The sequence below is a fragment of the Pseudothauera nasutitermitis genome (genome assembly GCF_004801295.1).
GTDB classification, from domain to species: domain Bacteria; phylum Pseudomonadota; class Gammaproteobacteria; order Burkholderiales; family Rhodocyclaceae; genus Pseudothauera; species Pseudothauera nasutitermitis.
Genome location: NZ_SSOC01000003.1, coordinates 126,407 through 139,195, shown reverse-complemented (window position 1 = coordinate 139,195; position 12,789 = coordinate 126,407). Strand labels below are relative to the sequence as shown.

The following is a 12,789-nucleotide window of genomic DNA, read 5'->3' as shown; positions in this document are numbered from 1 at the left end:
GGGCCTTTTCCTGCGGGGTGAGTCCACAGCCGCTCCAGGAGTTCATGGCAATGGCCGGCGGCGATTTCGCGACCGCCGCGTCGGGAGCCGCTCTCCCGGAGAAGTCCGGGCCGGCTGTCTGAGGGCGCGCAGCGCCCGAGTTCCGGCCCGGCCGGGAGAGCGGCTCCCGACGCGGGAACCCGGAGGGCGGGAGCGTATGAGCCGGCGGCCATTGCCATGAACTCCCTTCCGAAAACTGCAATGAAACGGTGGCCTTCCGTCCGCATACATGCAGGCGGACGTCCGACGGGAACCCCGGCCGCAATCCCCCGGTCCATCTTCCAGCCAGTACACTGGCATCAATAAAACACAGCATCCGCGCTCGCTCCGGGCGCTTTGCTTGTACAAGGGGGAGCGCGCATGGGCGGCGGAGCGAAACAGCGGGGCGGGGCATGCTGAACGCGGTGCTGGGCATCGCCTTGGCCATGCTGGCGGCGCCGCTGCTGTCGCGCCGCATGGACGACCGCGCCGGCTTCGTGCTCGCGCTCGCCCCGCTGGCCGCCTTCGCTTGGTTTCTCGCCCAGGTACCCACCGTGGCCGGCGGCGGTGTGCTGTACGAAGCGCTTGCCTGGGTGCCGGCGCTGGGCATCGAGCTGGCTTTCCGCCTGGATGGGCTGTCGCTGCTGTTCGCGCTGCTGGTCAGCGGCATCGGCACGCTGATCGTGCTGTACGCCGGCGCCTATCTCTCCGATCACCACCACCTCGGGCGCTTCTACGCCTACCTGCTGGGTTTCATGGCGGCCATGCTCGGCTTGGTGCTGGCCGACGATCTGATCGCGCTGTTCGTGTTCTGGGAACTGACCGGGGTGTTCTCCTTCCTGCTCATCGGCTTCCAGCACGAAAAGGCCGAATCGCGCCGCGCCGCGCTGCAGGCCCTGCTGATCACCGGCGGTGGCGGGCTGGCGCTGCTCGCCGGGCTGATCCTGATCGGCATCGCTGGCGATGCCTGGCGGTTTTCCGCGCTGGATGGAACGGTGCTCGCCGAGCATGCGCTGTACCCAGCCATGCTGGCGCTGGTGCTGTTCGGCTGCTTCACCAAGTCCGCGCAACTGCCCTTCCACGTCTGGCTGCCCAATGCCATGGCCGCGCCCACGCCGGTATCCGCCTACCTGCATTCGGCCACCATGGTGAAGGCGGGCATCTATCTGATGGCGCGCCTCAACCCGGTGTTCGGCGGGCCGGAAGGCTGGGGCACCATCCTGGTGGTGGTGGGCGCGGCGACCGCGCTGGTGGGCGCGGTGCTGGCCATCCGCCAGAGCGACCTGAAGCGCATCCTGGCCTACACCACGGTGACCGTGCTGGGCCAGCTCACCATGCTGATCGGCACCAACACCACCTACGGCCTGCAGGCCTTCGTCATCTACCTGCTCGCGCATTCGCTGTACAAGGGCGCGCTGTTCATGGCGGTGGGCGCGGTGGACCACGCCACCGGCACGCGCGAACTGGGCCGCCTCGGCGGGCTGATCCGCTACATGCCGCTGACCGGCGCGGCGGTGGCGCTGGCGGCCTTCTCCAATGCCGGGCTGCCGCCGTTCTTCGGTTTCATCGCCAAGGAGTTCAAGTACATCGGGCTGATCGAACTCGGCCCGCTGGGCTGGTTGACCACCGCTGTCATGGTCGCCACCAACGCGCTGCTGCTGGCCGCCGCCGGGCTGGTCTTCCTGCGTGCCTTCCTGGGGCGCGAGGGGCGTTACCCGCGCGTGCCGCACGAGGTCAGCGCGCCGATGTGGGCGGGGCCGATGGTGCTGGCCCTGGGCGGCTTCATGCTCGGCGCGTTCAACAACCTGCCGGAAATCTGGCTGGTCAATGCCGCCGTGCAGGCGGTTTCCCACGGGCCGGTGGAGGTGCGCCTGTATCTGTGGGGCGGGCTGACCCCGGCGCTGCTGGCCAGCGCGCTGACCATCACCCTGGGTGTGCTGGCCTACCGCCGCCGCCAGTCGGTGCGCCACCATCTGGCGCGCTGGCGAGTGTTCTGGCAGATCAGCGGCGATCTGCTGTGGGACCGTCTGCTCAAACGCGTCTTCCTGTTCGCCGGCACGCTGGCGGGCAATTTCCAGCACGGCTCGCTGCGCCGGCACATGAGCCTGCTGCTGGTGGTGGCCACCGCCACCGGCGCGGCCGTGCTGGCCTCGGTGGGCGGTGCATTCGAAGGGCTGGGTGGCTTCTCGCCGCTGTCCGTGGCCGGGCTGGCCGGTTGCGCGCTGGCGGTGGCCGGCGCCGCCGGCGCGGCGGTGATGCGCGGCCGGCTGGCGCTGATGGGCGCGCTGGGTCTGTCCGGCCTGGGGCTGGCGCTGTTCTTCCTGGCTGCGCGCGCGCCGGACGTGGCGGTCACCCAGTTGATGGTGGAAACGCTCACTGTGCTGTTCCTCGCCCTGGTGCTGCGCCGCCTGCCGCCGGTGGATGGGGTGGGCTCGCGCACGCCGCGTACGCGCCGCCTGCATGCCGCGCTGGCGGCGGCTTTCGGCCTGATGGTGGCGGTGGTGATGCTGGTGGTGCTGGGCCGTCCGCTGCCCGGCGACGTCGCCGAATGGTATCTGGCCAACAGCCTGCCGGGCGGGCATGGCGCCAACGTGGTGAACGTGATCCTGGTGGATTTCCGCGCCATGGACACGCTGGGCGAGATCCTCGTGGTGGTGCTCGCCGGGCTGGCCGCCGCGCCCTTGCTGGGAGGCGGACGCGCAGCGGAGAACACGGGCGCGGGCGGGCGCAAGGAGTTCGGCTCCGTGCTGCTGCGCGTGGGCGTCAAGCCCCTCGCCGGCCTGTTGCTGCTGGTTTCCGTGGTGCTGCTGTGGCGCGGGCACAACCTGCCGGGCGGCGGGTTCATCGGCGGCCTGGTGGCGGCCTGCGCGCTGGTCCTGCTGGCGCTGACCTTCGGCGTGCCGATGGCGCGCCGCCTGCTGCGCGTGCCGCCGGCCTGGGTGGCCGGGCTGGGGCTGGCCTGCGCGGCCGGCGCGGGGCTGTTCGGCCTGGCGGGGGGCGGGGATTTCCTCACCGGCGGCTGGATTGCGCCGGGCGGGCTGGCGCTCGGTTCGCCGCTGCTGTTCGACCTCGGGGTGTTCCTCGCGGTGAGCGGCGCGGTGCTGCACATGCTGTTCCGCCTGCTGGAAAGCGAGGAGGCCTGAGATGAAACGACCCCCACGCTCACTATGTTCGCTGCCCCCCGAGGGGGCTCAGGCCTCCCTTGGGGCGGCCCGGCGGGAGGCCTGAATGGAAATCATCGTGGCCGCGACCGTGGGCCTCCTGGTGGCGCTGGGCGTGTGGATGATGCTGGACCGCAATCTGGTGCGCGTGGTGCTGGGCGTGGTGGTGATCGGCAACGCGATCAATCTGGCGGTGGTGTCGGTGGGCCGTCTGGGCGGACAGGCGGCGGCCTTCGTGGCCGCCGGCGAGGTACCGGCGCAGGCCGCCAATCCGTTGCCGCAGGCGCTGGTGCTGACCGCCATCGTCATCGGTTTCGCGCTCTTCGTGTTTGCGTTGGGGGTGCTCAAGCGGGCCTGGGTGGAGCATGGCACCACCGAGACCGACCGCGTCACCGCGCAGGCGGAAACGCCCGCGCCGGATCTGCCGGTCGACAAACCTGCGTCCGGGGAGCGCGCATGAAGGCCTTGCTGGTCGCGCCGGTGCTGGTGCCGCTCGTTACCCTGATCCTGTGCCTGCTGGCGCGCCGGCAGGCGCGCCGGGTGGCCGTGCTGAGCACGCTGGGCGCGCTGGCGTTGTGCGCGGTAGGGGGCTGGCTGGTGGCGGTGGCCGCCGGTGGTACCGTGCTGGCCGGGCAGATGGGTGGCTGGGCCGCGCCGTACGGCATCTCGCTGGTCATCGACCGGCTGTCCGCCGCGCTGGTGGCGATCACCGGCGTGGTCGGGCTGGCCACCGTGGTGTATGCGCGTTCGTGCGACGGCGACGCGGCGGGCGGACGGGATTTCCACCTGTTCGTGCAGGGGCTGCTGACCGGGGTGTGCGGGGCCTTCATCACCGGCGACGTGTTCAACCTGTACGTGTGGTTCGAGGTCCTGCTGATTTCCTCGTTCGCGCTGATCGTGCTGGGCGGTGGGGCGCGCCGGGTGTCCGGCACGGTGGTGTATCTGTTCCTCAACCTGCTCGCCACGCTGCTCTTCCTGCTCTCCGCCGCGCTGCTGTACGGCGCCACCGGCACGCTCGGCATGGCCGGGCTGGCGGAGGTGTTCGGCGCCGGGGAGGCCACGCCGGGCGCCACCGTGGCGCTGGTGCTGATGCTGCTGGCATTTTCCATCAAGGCCGCGCTGTTTCCGCTGTTCGGCTGGCTGCCGGCGTCCTACCACGTGGCCTGGGCGCCGGTGTCGGCGCTGTTCGCCGGGCTGCTGACCAAGGTGGGGGTGTATGCGCTGATCCGTCTGGTCACCCTGGTCTGGCCCGAGGCCGGACCGGCGCACGGGGTGCTGCTGTGGGTGGCCTGCGCGACCATGCTGGTCGGCGTGCTGGGCGCGGCGGCGCAGACCGAGGTGCGCCGCATCCTGTCTTTCCACATCGTCAGCCAGGTCGGCTACATGGTGCTCGGCCTGGCGCTGGCCACGCCGCTGGCGCTGGCCGGCGCGGTGTTCTACCTGATCCACCACATCGTGGTGAAGGCCAATCTGTTCTTCGTCGGCGGGCTGGCTGCGCGCATGGCCGGCTCGGAGCGCCTGGCGGCGATGGGCGGGCTGTACGCCCACGCGCCGTGGCTGGCCATCCTGTTCGCCATCCCGGCGTTGTCGCTGGCCGGCATTCCGCCCCTGTCCGGGTTCTGGGCCAAGTTTGTGCTGGTCAAGGCCAGTCTCGACATCGGCGCCTGGGTGGCGGCGGGGGTGGCCTTGCTGACCGGGGTGTTCACCCTGCTGTCGATGAGCAAGATCTGGAACGAGGCCTTCCTGAAGGCGCATCCGGACGGCCCGCAGGCCCTGCGCACGCCGGCGCGCACGCGTCCGGCGATGGCGGTGATGGCTGCATTGGCGGCGCTGACCGTGGCCATCGGCCTGGGCGCCGGGGTGGTGATGGACTATGCGGTGGCGGCCGCCGCGCAGTTGAGCGACCCGGCCGGCTACATCGCCGCCGTGCGTGGCGAGGGAGGCTGACATGCTGGGCGTGCATGTACTGCTCGCGGTGGGGCTGGCAGCCTTCGCCGATGCGCTGTCGCCGATGGGCGTGGCGGTGGCCTTCGCGCTGGTGTTCGTGCTGATGAAGCTGTCCGCGCGTCTGTTCGGTATGCGCGGCTACGTGTTGCGGGTGGAACTGGGGCTGCGCTTCGCTGTGTGGTTCGTGCTGGAGGTGCTGCGCGCCAGCCTGGACGTGGCGCGCCACGTGCTGGCCGGCAAAGTGGCGATTTCCCCGGCGGTGGTGGCGGTGCCGCTGATCCGCCGCGAGGATTGGGTAGTGACCCTGTTGTCCATCCTGCTCAACCTGACCCCCGGCACGCTGGTGCTGCACTACGCGGAGGATGAGGGCGTGCTGTACATCCACGTGCTGGATACCGATTCGGCGGCGGCGGTGACCGACGGCGTGCGCCGCATCGAGGCGCGCCTGCTGGCTTGGCTGGGCGCCGGTCGACTTTGATGGAGGAGACGGAGATGACGGTGGAACTGGCCGGGGCGCACTGGGTGCTGCCGCTGGTGTTCGCGATGCAGGCGGCGAGCGCGATGCTGGTGGCCGTGCGCCTGCTGCGTGGGCCGAGCGGGCCGGACCGCGTGGTGGCCATCGACGCGCTGACCCTGCTCGGCGTCGCGGTGGTCGCCCTGCTGGCCTTGTCGACCGTGCAGGCGGTACTGCTCGACGCCGCGGTGGTGCTGGCGCTGGTGTCCTTCCTGACCACCACCGCGTTCATGCTGATGTTCCGCGCGCGCGGCGAGGCGGCCGGCGGGCGCGGGAGCAAGGCGCCGGGAGAGGACGCATGAGCGGCGAGGGCGCGAACTGGCTGGCCTGGCTGGCTTCGGCGCTGGTGCTGGCGGGCAGCGTGTTCGGGCTGATCGGCGCGATCGGCGTGCTGCGCCTGCCGGACTGCTACAGCCGCATGCACGCGGCCAGCAAGGCGGGGGCGCTGGGCGCCGCGCTGGTACTGGCCGGCGTGGTGGCGGCGACCAGCGGGGAGGCCGCGCTGGAGGCGCTGTTCGCCCTGCTGGTGGTGCTGGCCACCGCGCCGCTCGCCGCGCATGCGGTGTCGCGTGCGGCGTACCGTGCCGGGGTCAGGCCGCTGACCGGGGAGATGGGGGATGCGCTGGAGCAGCGCACCGGCCGGGCGGAGGGGGAGTAGGCCGGAGAGGTGGCCGGAAGAAGCCGGCGCTTCAGGCGCCGTCGCCGGGGCGGTGCGGCGTGGGCGGCGGCGTGCGCATGGAGTCGTCGAGGCCGCGGTCGATCTCTTCCTGGACGACTCGCCAGATCGGTTTGATGATCATGCGCATGTTGCGCATGATCGCCGGCACGTCCATGACCGAGGGCACGCGCAGGCCGCGATGCTCGATGCCGCCGCCGATCTGGCGGATTTCCACGCCGAGGCGGGCGAAGTGCGCGGCCAGGCGCGGCTCGGTGAGCACGAACAGGGTGTCGATGCCGCTGCGCGCGGCCAGCGCCACCGCGCCCAGGTACAGGCCGATGGGGATGTAGGGGAAGCGCGGGCGGTCGCCGAGGCCGAAGTCTTCTTCATGGATCGGCAGTTCGCTGCGCGCTTCGCCCTTGCGGCGGCGGTAGGTGGCGCGCACGGCCAGCCGCGAAACCTCGGCGATGCGCTCGCGCGGCAGGCGGGTGGGGTCGATGATGCGACGGTCCAGCGTGTGCGCGCAGGCGTGTTCGAAAGGCAGCGGGGCGCTGGGGTCGTCGGGGCGCGCCAGCACCAGGCGGGTGCATCCGACCAGTTGCTCGGGGTCGGAATTGGTGGTCAGCAGGCAGTGCAGGCTGTGCGCGTCGTATTCGTCGGTTTCCTGGCGGTTGGCGCGTTCGGGTTCGAAATGCAGTTCCTCGCAATACACCTCGTGGCGGATGCGGTAGACCCGCTCACGCGCGGCATCGTCCATGGCCGGCGCGATGCGGAAGTACTTGCGGAAGCCGTGCCCGAGGTTGAAGCGTTCGAAGAGCAGCATGGGGACTCCCGGAAGCGGTTCAGTTGCTCTGCCGCAGCGCCTCGACCACCGGCGTGGCGGAAACCCGTCGGGCCGGGAACAGGGCGGCCAGCACGGTGGCCGCGAAGCCGATCAGGAAGGCGAGCAGCACCGTGGCTGGAACGACGCGTATGAAAGCGGTGTAGCCAACATTAGCATTGGGGGGTGGGGGCATGGGAATACCCACGGCGGAGATCGCGAGGGCCAGCGTGATGCCCGTCACGACGCCCAGTGCCGCCCCCAGCAGGCCGAGCAGGAGGTTCTCGGCGACAATCAAACGGAATACGTCGCGCCGCCGGTTGCCCAGTGCCTGCAGGGTGCCGAACTCGCCCAGGCGCTCGAAGGCGCTCATGTTCACCGTGTTGGCCACCGACAGCAGCACCATGAACAGGATGATCCATTGCAGCACGCCGAACTGGCGGTCGTAGAGCTGCACGGTCTTGTCGTAGAAGTCGGAAAGCTGCCGCCAGTCGCGCGCCTCCAGCTGCGCCGGGTCGAGCAGGGCGCCGATGGCGGCGTGTGCGGCGGCAGTATCCTCGGTGCGCTGCAGGGTGACCACCAGCAGGTTGGCGCCGGGAGTGAACATCAGTTCGCGTGCGGCGGCCAGCGGGATGCGCACGGCGCGCGCGTCGAAGTCCTTGGAAAAGCTCTGGAACACGCCGACGACCTCGAAATCCAGCGTGTTGAGCGCGCCGTCGGCGGTGTTCATCACCAGCGTGGCGGCGTCGCCGGGGGCCAGGCCGAGCGAGTGCGCCACGCCCTGGCCGAGCAGGATGCCGAAGCGGTCGGCGTCGGTGAGCTGTCGGCCGGCGGTGATGCGCAGATAGGTGCCCAGGCGGCCTTCCTTGTCCGGTTCGACGCCCTCGCCGATGATCGCCAGATCGCGCCGGCCGTTGTTGATCAGGCCGGCGAAGTTGAGCCGCGCGGCCACCTCGTCGACTTCGGGCAGGGCCTGGATGCGTGCGGCCAGTTGTTCCGGCTGGTCGATCAGGTAGCGCTCCGGCTGGCGCGTGCCGCGCTCCATGAAGTCCTTGCGGAACACCTGCACGTGGCCGGTCTGTGAGTGGATGATGGCTTCGCCGAGCTGGTGGAAGATGTCGTGCACGAAGCCGCCGGAGAGGATCAGCCCGCCGACGCCGAACACGATGGCGCCCAGGGTCATGGCGGTGCGCAGTTTCTGGCGGAAGATGTTGCGCAGCGCGAGCTTGAACAGCATGGCCGTCACCGTTGATGGCGCAGCGCGTCGACGATGTTCATGCGCGCGGCTTTCCAGGCGGGGAAGAGGCTCGCCACCAGCGTGGTGACGAAGGCGAGCGCGAAGGCGTCGAAGGCCAGCGCGGGGGAGATGGCGATCTGCCCGACGTAGCCGCGCGCCATGCCGGGTGGCGGCGGCATGGGGATGCCGATGGCCGAGACCAGCAGGCCGAGCAGATAGCCGAGCAGTACGCCGACCACGCCGCCGGCCACGCCGAGCAGCGCGCCCTCGCTGACGAACAGCGCGAGGATGCCGCGCCGGCGCACGCCCAGCGCCATCGAGGTGCCGATCTCGCCGGTGCGTTCGATGACCGCCATCGACAGCGTGTTGGAGATCGACAGCACGACGATCAGGGCGATCAGCAGGCGCACCACGCCGACCTGGCGGGAGAACAGTTCGACGGTCTTGTTGTAGAAGTCGGCCAGCGCCGACCACTGGATGATCTCGTAGCGGTCGGGCGGCAGGCGCTCGCCCAGCGCGTCGGCCACGCGCGCAGTGGCGGCGGTGTCGTCGAGCAGCACCACCCAGCTGGTGGCGCCCTCCACACGCATCAGCCGGCGTGCCACCTCGATGGGCGCGCGCAGCACGGTGTCGTCGTAGGCCTTGGTGATGGTGGCGAACAGCCCGGCCACCTCCAGTTCCACGGCGTTGATGCCGCCGTCGGCGGTGGTCGCCAGCAGCACCACGCGGTCGCCGGGTGCCGCGCCCAGGTTGGCGGCCAGGCCTTCGCCGAGCAGCACGGCGTCCGGCCCGCTGTCGGTCAGGTCGCGCCCGGCGACGATGGTGATGGCGCGGGTGATCGGCGCCTCGCGCTGCGGGTCGATGCCCTCGCCGATGAAGGACACGGTGTCCTCGCCCCGGCTCACCAGCCCGCTGAAGGCCAGGCGCGGCGCCACCGTGCGGATGCCGTCGCGCCCCGGGGCGAGCGCATCCGGGATTTCCGCCGGGAGCAGATAGCGGTAGGGGTCGCCGAGGCCCTCGCGCAGATAGCCGGGGCGGGTGATCTGGAGGTGGCCGAGCTGAGAGTGGATGGTCGATTCCCGCATGTCCTGGAAGATCCAGTGGATGAAGCCGCCGGCCAGCAGATAGGCCACCACGCCGCCGCATACGGTGGCCAGCGCCAGCAGCGCGCGGCGGCGCTGGCGGAACAGGTTGCGGCCGGCCAGCGACAGGGTCTGGAACAGGACGGAGGACACGGCTTTCCTCATCGAACGGTTTCAACGGGCGAAACGCTTCTTTATGATAGTTGCAGCTTCCGCGGCGGCTGAAGGAGTCGTTTGATGACAAGCGTGCAAAATTCCGGGTTCGACTACGATGCCGCGTTCTCGCGCAATGTCGGCTGGGTCACCGAGGCCGAGCAGCGCGCCCTGCGCGGCAAGCGGGTGGCCATCGCCGGCATGGGCGGGGTGGGTGGCGTGCATCTGCTGACCCTGGCGCGCCTGGGCATCGGCGCCTTCAACATCGCCGACTTCGACACCTTCGACGTGGTCAATTTCAACCGCCAGGCCGGCGCGATGGTCTCCGCGCTGGGGCGGCCCAAGGTGGACGTGCTGGCCGAGATGGCCGCCGAGGTGAATCCCGGGCTGGACGTGCGGCGCTTTCCCCAGGGCGTGTCGGCGGGCAACCTGGACGACTTCCTGCGCGGCGTCGATCTGTACGTGGACGGCCTGGACTTCTTCGCCTTCGAGGCCCGCCGCGCCACTTTCGCGGCCTGCCGGCGGCTGGGCGTTCCGGCGGTCACTGCGGCGCCGCTGGGGCTGGGCACGGCGGTGCTGGTGTTCATGCCGGACACCATGTCCTTCGAGGAGTACTTCGGCCTCGAGGGCCAGAGTGAGGACGAGATGGCGCTGCGCTTCCTGCTCGGCCTGTCGCCGGCCATGCTGCAGCGCGGCTATCTGGCCGACCCGTCGCGGGTCAATCTGGCCGAACGGCGCGGACCGTCCACGGTGGCCGCCTGCCAGTTGTGCGCCGGGGTCAGCGCCACCGAGGCGCTGCGCATCCTGCTCGGTCGCGGCGGCGTGCGCGCCGCGCCGCACGGCTACCAGTTCGACGCCTACCGCCAGCGCTTCGTGCGCACCTGGCGGCCGGGCGGCCATCGCAACCCGCTGCAGCGCATCGGCCTGGCGATCGCCCGCCGGCAACTGGCGAAGATGCGCGTTTCCGGAGGAAATCATGGCTGAACGCGAGGTTCTGCTGCGCATTCTCGACCTGGCGCGCTGGGCGCCCAGCGGCGACAACACCCAGCCGTGGCGTTTCCAGATCATCGCCGGCGACCACATCGCCGTACATGGCAACGACACACGCGGCTGGTGCCTCTACGACTTCGACGGCCACGCCAGCCACATGGCGCACGGCGCGCTGCTGGAAACCCTGCGCATCGCCGCCAGCACCCAGGGGCTGCGCGCGGCATGGACCTTGCGCGCGGATACGCCGGCACACGCTCCGGTGTTCGATGTAAGGCTGGCCGACGATGCCGCGCTGCAGCCCGATGCGCTCGCCCCGTTCATCGAGACGCGCAGCGTGCAGCGCCGCCCGCTGCGCACCACGCCGCTCACCGATGCGCAGCGGGCGGCGCTGCACGCTGCCGTGGGGCCGGGCTATGCGGTGCGCCTGTTCGACACGCCGGCGGCGCGGCGCAGCGTGGCCGGCCTGCTGTGGGACAGCGCGCGCATCCGGTTGATCTGCCCGGAAGCCTACGAGGTGCATCGGGAAATCATCGAATGGAACACGCGCTACAGCGAGGACCGCATTCCCGAACGCGCGGTGGGCGTGGACCCGATGACCGCACGGCTGATGCGCTGGGTGATGGGGAGCTGGACGCGCGTGCGCTTCTTCAACCGCTATCTGCTCGGCACGGTGCCGCCGCGCATCCAGCTCGACCTGCTGCCCGCGCTGCGCTGCGCCGCGCACCTGCTGGTGAGCGCCGAGCAGGCCCCGCGCACGCTGGAGGATTACGTGCGCGCCGGCGTCGCCATGCAGCGCCTGTGGCTGACCGCCGAGGCCCTCGACCTGCGCCTGCAGCCGCAGATGACGCCGCTGATCTTCCGCTGGTATGCCACGCATCGCCCGGCGATGTCCGCCGACGCCGGCGTCAATGAGGCGGTGCAAGGGATCGGGCGCGCCGTGGACACGGTGCTGGGCGCGGGGGAGCAGGGCGTGTTCTTCTGCCGGGTGGGCTCGGGCGAGCGGCCGTCCGCGCGTTCGGTACGCCGACCGCTGCATGCGTTGATGCTGGACTGAGGCTGCGTCGGGTTTCTTTACAGCACCGCCTTCCAGGTATTTTCCTGGCGGTCTTGTTTCTTCAATTAATCCAATAAAAACATTTGCTTGTGTGGTCTTTCCGGTCCGTGGCACGGAATCTGCTGCTTGCTCCGCGAGCGTTCTGAATCCACCCCGGTCCAGACGGTTCCCCCAACAGGAGATCGACATGAGCATTCGCACCTTTCTCGCCTCGGCCGCGGTCGCAGCGGGCATGGCCCTGGCGCCAGTAGCCCATTCGGCAGTGCTGACCAACTGGTATCTCGACGCGGATGGTTCCGGCAGCGGGAACGCCACGCGCATCACCAGCTTCGTGGATATCGTCGGCGGCGCCTACATCACCCTGACGCCGACGAGCCTGACCACCTTCACCTTCGACGAGTGGGGCGCGGTGCGCTCGCCCTCGCACGATTTCGGCCTGCCGTATGCGGTCGGCCAGACCCACGAGATCGCCGCGCTGTTCACCGCCTCCGGCACCGGCACCTTCGGCGGAGACGCCTTCTTCACCGGCGGCACGCTGCATCTGTATTCGATCCCGGTCGGCCAGTGGGGCTCCACCACCGGCACCTTCGGCGTCGATGGCGTGCCGATCGCCAGCTTCACCATCACCGGCGGCGGCCTGCAGGTCAATGCGGACGGCACTCCGGTGGCCAACGGCCAGGTGGAACTGATCGCCAAGGCCAGCTATCTGGCGCCCGGCTACTTCTTCTACGATGCCGCGCAGACCCAGGACATCGCTGACACGGTGAACGACCCGGAAGGCGTGCTGTTCGGCTTCGCCACGGTCAACGCCAACCAGATTCCCAATGGCCAGCTCAATGAAGATTTTGCGGACGAGATCTTCGAATACACCGGCTTGCCCGGAACCTGGATCAACGATCCGAACCTCGGCTCCTTCTTCGTCAGCAACAACGGCCAGTTCCGCCTTGCCGTGCCCGAACCCGGTACCGTGGCGCTGATCGGTGTCGGTCTGCTCGGCCTGGCGCTGGTGCGCCGCCGGGAGCGTACGGCCGGAGGCCTGATGGCCTGACCCCCAGCCCGACAGAAGCGAAAACGGCGCCATAGAGCGCCGCAAAAAGAAGAGCAGGGGAGACCGGGGAGCCGTAAGGCTCCCCGGTCGCGTTTACCGGGTGGATC

The 12,789-nt window shown here is 70.1% G+C and carries 12 protein-coding genes; 9 read left to right on the top strand and 3 right to left on the bottom strand.

Features of this window, described 5'->3' with window-relative positions; translation table 11 throughout:
• Positions 1 to 431: 431 nt before the first annotated feature.
• From mbhE to mnhG, 6 genes are all read left to right on the top strand, one after another.
• Positions 432 to 3,161 carry a hydrogen gas-evolving membrane-bound hydrogenase subunit E gene (gene mbhE / locus E6C76_RS07970; protein WP_136347716.1) on the top strand — a complete coding sequence of 910 codons (2,730 nt, stop codon included), beginning with the start codon at positions 432 to 434 and terminating at the stop codon, positions 3,159 to 3,161.
• Positions 3,162 to 3,246: 85 nt separating this feature from the next.
• Positions 3,247 to 3,639, top strand: a complete 393-nt coding sequence (locus E6C76_RS07960; RefSeq protein WP_136347715.1) for a sodium:proton antiporter — start codon at positions 3,247 to 3,249, stop codon at positions 3,637 to 3,639.
• The gene (locus tag E6C76_RS07955; RefSeq protein ID WP_136347714.1) at positions 3,636 to 5,126 is read left to right on the top strand and encodes a proton-conducting transporter transmembrane domain-containing protein; all 1,491 of its coding nucleotides are present in this window, start codon (positions 3,636 to 3,638) and stop codon (positions 5,124 to 5,126) included. Before E6C76_RS07960 ends, E6C76_RS07955 begins: the two co-directional genes overlap by 4 nt.
• A 1-nt stretch (position 5,127) precedes the next feature.
• Positions 5,128 to 5,604 (top strand): Na+/H+ antiporter subunit E, encoded by a 477-nt coding sequence (locus tag E6C76_RS07950; protein ID WP_136347713.1) that lies wholly within the window; start codon positions 5,128 to 5,130, stop codon positions 5,602 to 5,604.
• A gap of 14 nt (positions 5,605 to 5,618) precedes the next feature.
• Positions 5,619 to 5,942 carry a monovalent cation/H+ antiporter complex subunit F gene (locus tag E6C76_RS07945; protein ID WP_136347712.1) on the top strand — a complete coding sequence of 108 codons (324 nt, stop codon included), beginning with the start codon at positions 5,619 to 5,621 and terminating at the stop codon, positions 5,940 to 5,942.
• Positions 5,939 to 6,298 carry a monovalent cation/H(+) antiporter subunit G gene (gene mnhG, locus E6C76_RS07940; RefSeq protein ID WP_136347711.1) on the top strand — a complete coding sequence of 120 codons (360 nt, stop codon included), beginning with the start codon at positions 5,939 to 5,941 and terminating at the stop codon, positions 6,296 to 6,298. The genes E6C76_RS07945 and mnhG overlap by 4 nt, the downstream gene beginning before the upstream one ends.
• Positions 6,299 to 6,329: 31 nt before the next feature.
• Here mnhG and E6C76_RS07935 read toward each other — a convergent pair whose 3' ends face one another.
• Genes E6C76_RS07935 through E6C76_RS07925 form a run of 3 tightly spaced genes read right to left on the bottom strand, consistent with a single transcriptional unit; the run spans position 6,330 to position 9,590 of the window.
• Positions 6,330 to 7,121, bottom strand: a complete 792-nt coding sequence (locus E6C76_RS07935) for a PEP-CTERM/exosortase system-associated acyltransferase (protein ID WP_136347710.1) — start codon at positions 7,119 to 7,121, stop codon at positions 6,330 to 6,332.
• A 19-nt stretch (positions 7,122 to 7,140) separates the two neighbouring features.
• On the bottom strand, positions 7,141 to 8,355 hold the full coding sequence (locus E6C76_RS07930; protein WP_136347709.1) for an ABC transporter permease: 1,215 nt from the start codon (positions 8,353 to 8,355) through the stop codon (positions 7,141 to 7,143).
• Positions 8,356 to 8,360: 5 nt separating this feature from the next.
• Complete coding sequence (locus tag E6C76_RS07925) at positions 8,361 to 9,590, bottom strand: ABC transporter permease (RefSeq protein WP_230976195.1); 1,230 nt, start codon at positions 9,588 to 9,590, stop codon at positions 8,361 to 8,363.
• Between the two features lie 84 nt (positions 9,591 to 9,674).
• On the opposite strand from E6C76_RS07925, the gene E6C76_RS07920 reads away from it, so the two are divergent.
• From E6C76_RS07920 to pepA, 3 genes are all read left to right on the top strand, one after another.
• Entirely contained in the window at positions 9,675 to 10,574 is a 900-nt protein-coding gene (locus tag E6C76_RS07920) for a ThiF family adenylyltransferase (protein WP_136347707.1), read from the top strand.
• Positions 10,567 to 11,634 (top strand): nitroreductase family protein, encoded by a 1,068-nt coding sequence (locus E6C76_RS07915; RefSeq protein ID WP_136347706.1) that lies wholly within the window; start codon positions 10,567 to 10,569, stop codon positions 11,632 to 11,634. The genes E6C76_RS07920 and E6C76_RS07915 overlap by 8 nt, the downstream gene beginning before the upstream one ends.
• Before the next feature lie 187 nt (positions 11,635 to 11,821).
• The gene (gene pepA, locus E6C76_RS07910) at positions 11,822 to 12,682 is read left to right on the top strand and encodes a flocculation-associated PEP-CTERM protein PepA (protein WP_136347705.1); all 861 of its coding nucleotides are present in this window, start codon (positions 11,822 to 11,824) and stop codon (positions 12,680 to 12,682) included.
• The last annotated feature ends 107 nt before the right edge of the window (positions 12,683 to 12,789 follow it).

What these genes read in the sequence shown, in the direction of transcription:
- E6C76_RS07935 (WP_136347710.1), bottom strand. Translation starts at nt 7,121, where the DNA reads ATGCTGCTCTTCGAACGCTTCAACCTCGGGCACGGCTTCCGCAAGTAC.
- E6C76_RS07950 (WP_136347713.1), top strand. Translation starts at nt 5,128, where the DNA reads ATGCTGGGCGTGCATGTACTGCTCGCGGTGGGGCTGGCAGCCTTCGCC.
- E6C76_RS07930 (WP_136347709.1), bottom strand. Translation starts at nt 8,355, where the DNA reads ATGCTGTTCAAGCTCGCGCTGCGCAACATCTTCCGCCAGAAACTGCGC.
- mbhE (WP_136347716.1), top strand. Translation starts at nt 432, where the DNA reads ATGCTGAACGCGGTGCTGGGCATCGCCTTGGCCATGCTGGCGGCGCCG.
- mnhG (WP_136347711.1), top strand. Translation starts at nt 5,939, where the DNA reads ATGAGCGGCGAGGGCGCGAACTGGCTGGCCTGGCTGGCTTCGGCGCTG.
- E6C76_RS07960 (WP_136347715.1), top strand. Translation starts at nt 3,247, where the DNA reads ATGGAAATCATCGTGGCCGCGACCGTGGGCCTCCTGGTGGCGCTGGGC.
- E6C76_RS07920 (WP_136347707.1), top strand. Translation starts at nt 9,675, where the DNA reads ATGACAAGCGTGCAAAATTCCGGGTTCGACTACGATGCCGCGTTCTCG.
- pepA (WP_136347705.1), top strand. Translation starts at nt 11,822, where the DNA reads ATGAGCATTCGCACCTTTCTCGCCTCGGCCGCGGTCGCAGCGGGCATG.
- E6C76_RS07955 (WP_136347714.1), top strand. Translation starts at nt 3,636, where the DNA reads ATGAAGGCCTTGCTGGTCGCGCCGGTGCTGGTGCCGCTCGTTACCCTG.
- E6C76_RS07945 (WP_136347712.1), top strand. Translation starts at nt 5,619, where the DNA reads ATGACGGTGGAACTGGCCGGGGCGCACTGGGTGCTGCCGCTGGTGTTC.
- E6C76_RS07915 (WP_136347706.1), top strand. Translation starts at nt 10,567, where the DNA reads ATGGCTGAACGCGAGGTTCTGCTGCGCATTCTCGACCTGGCGCGCTGG.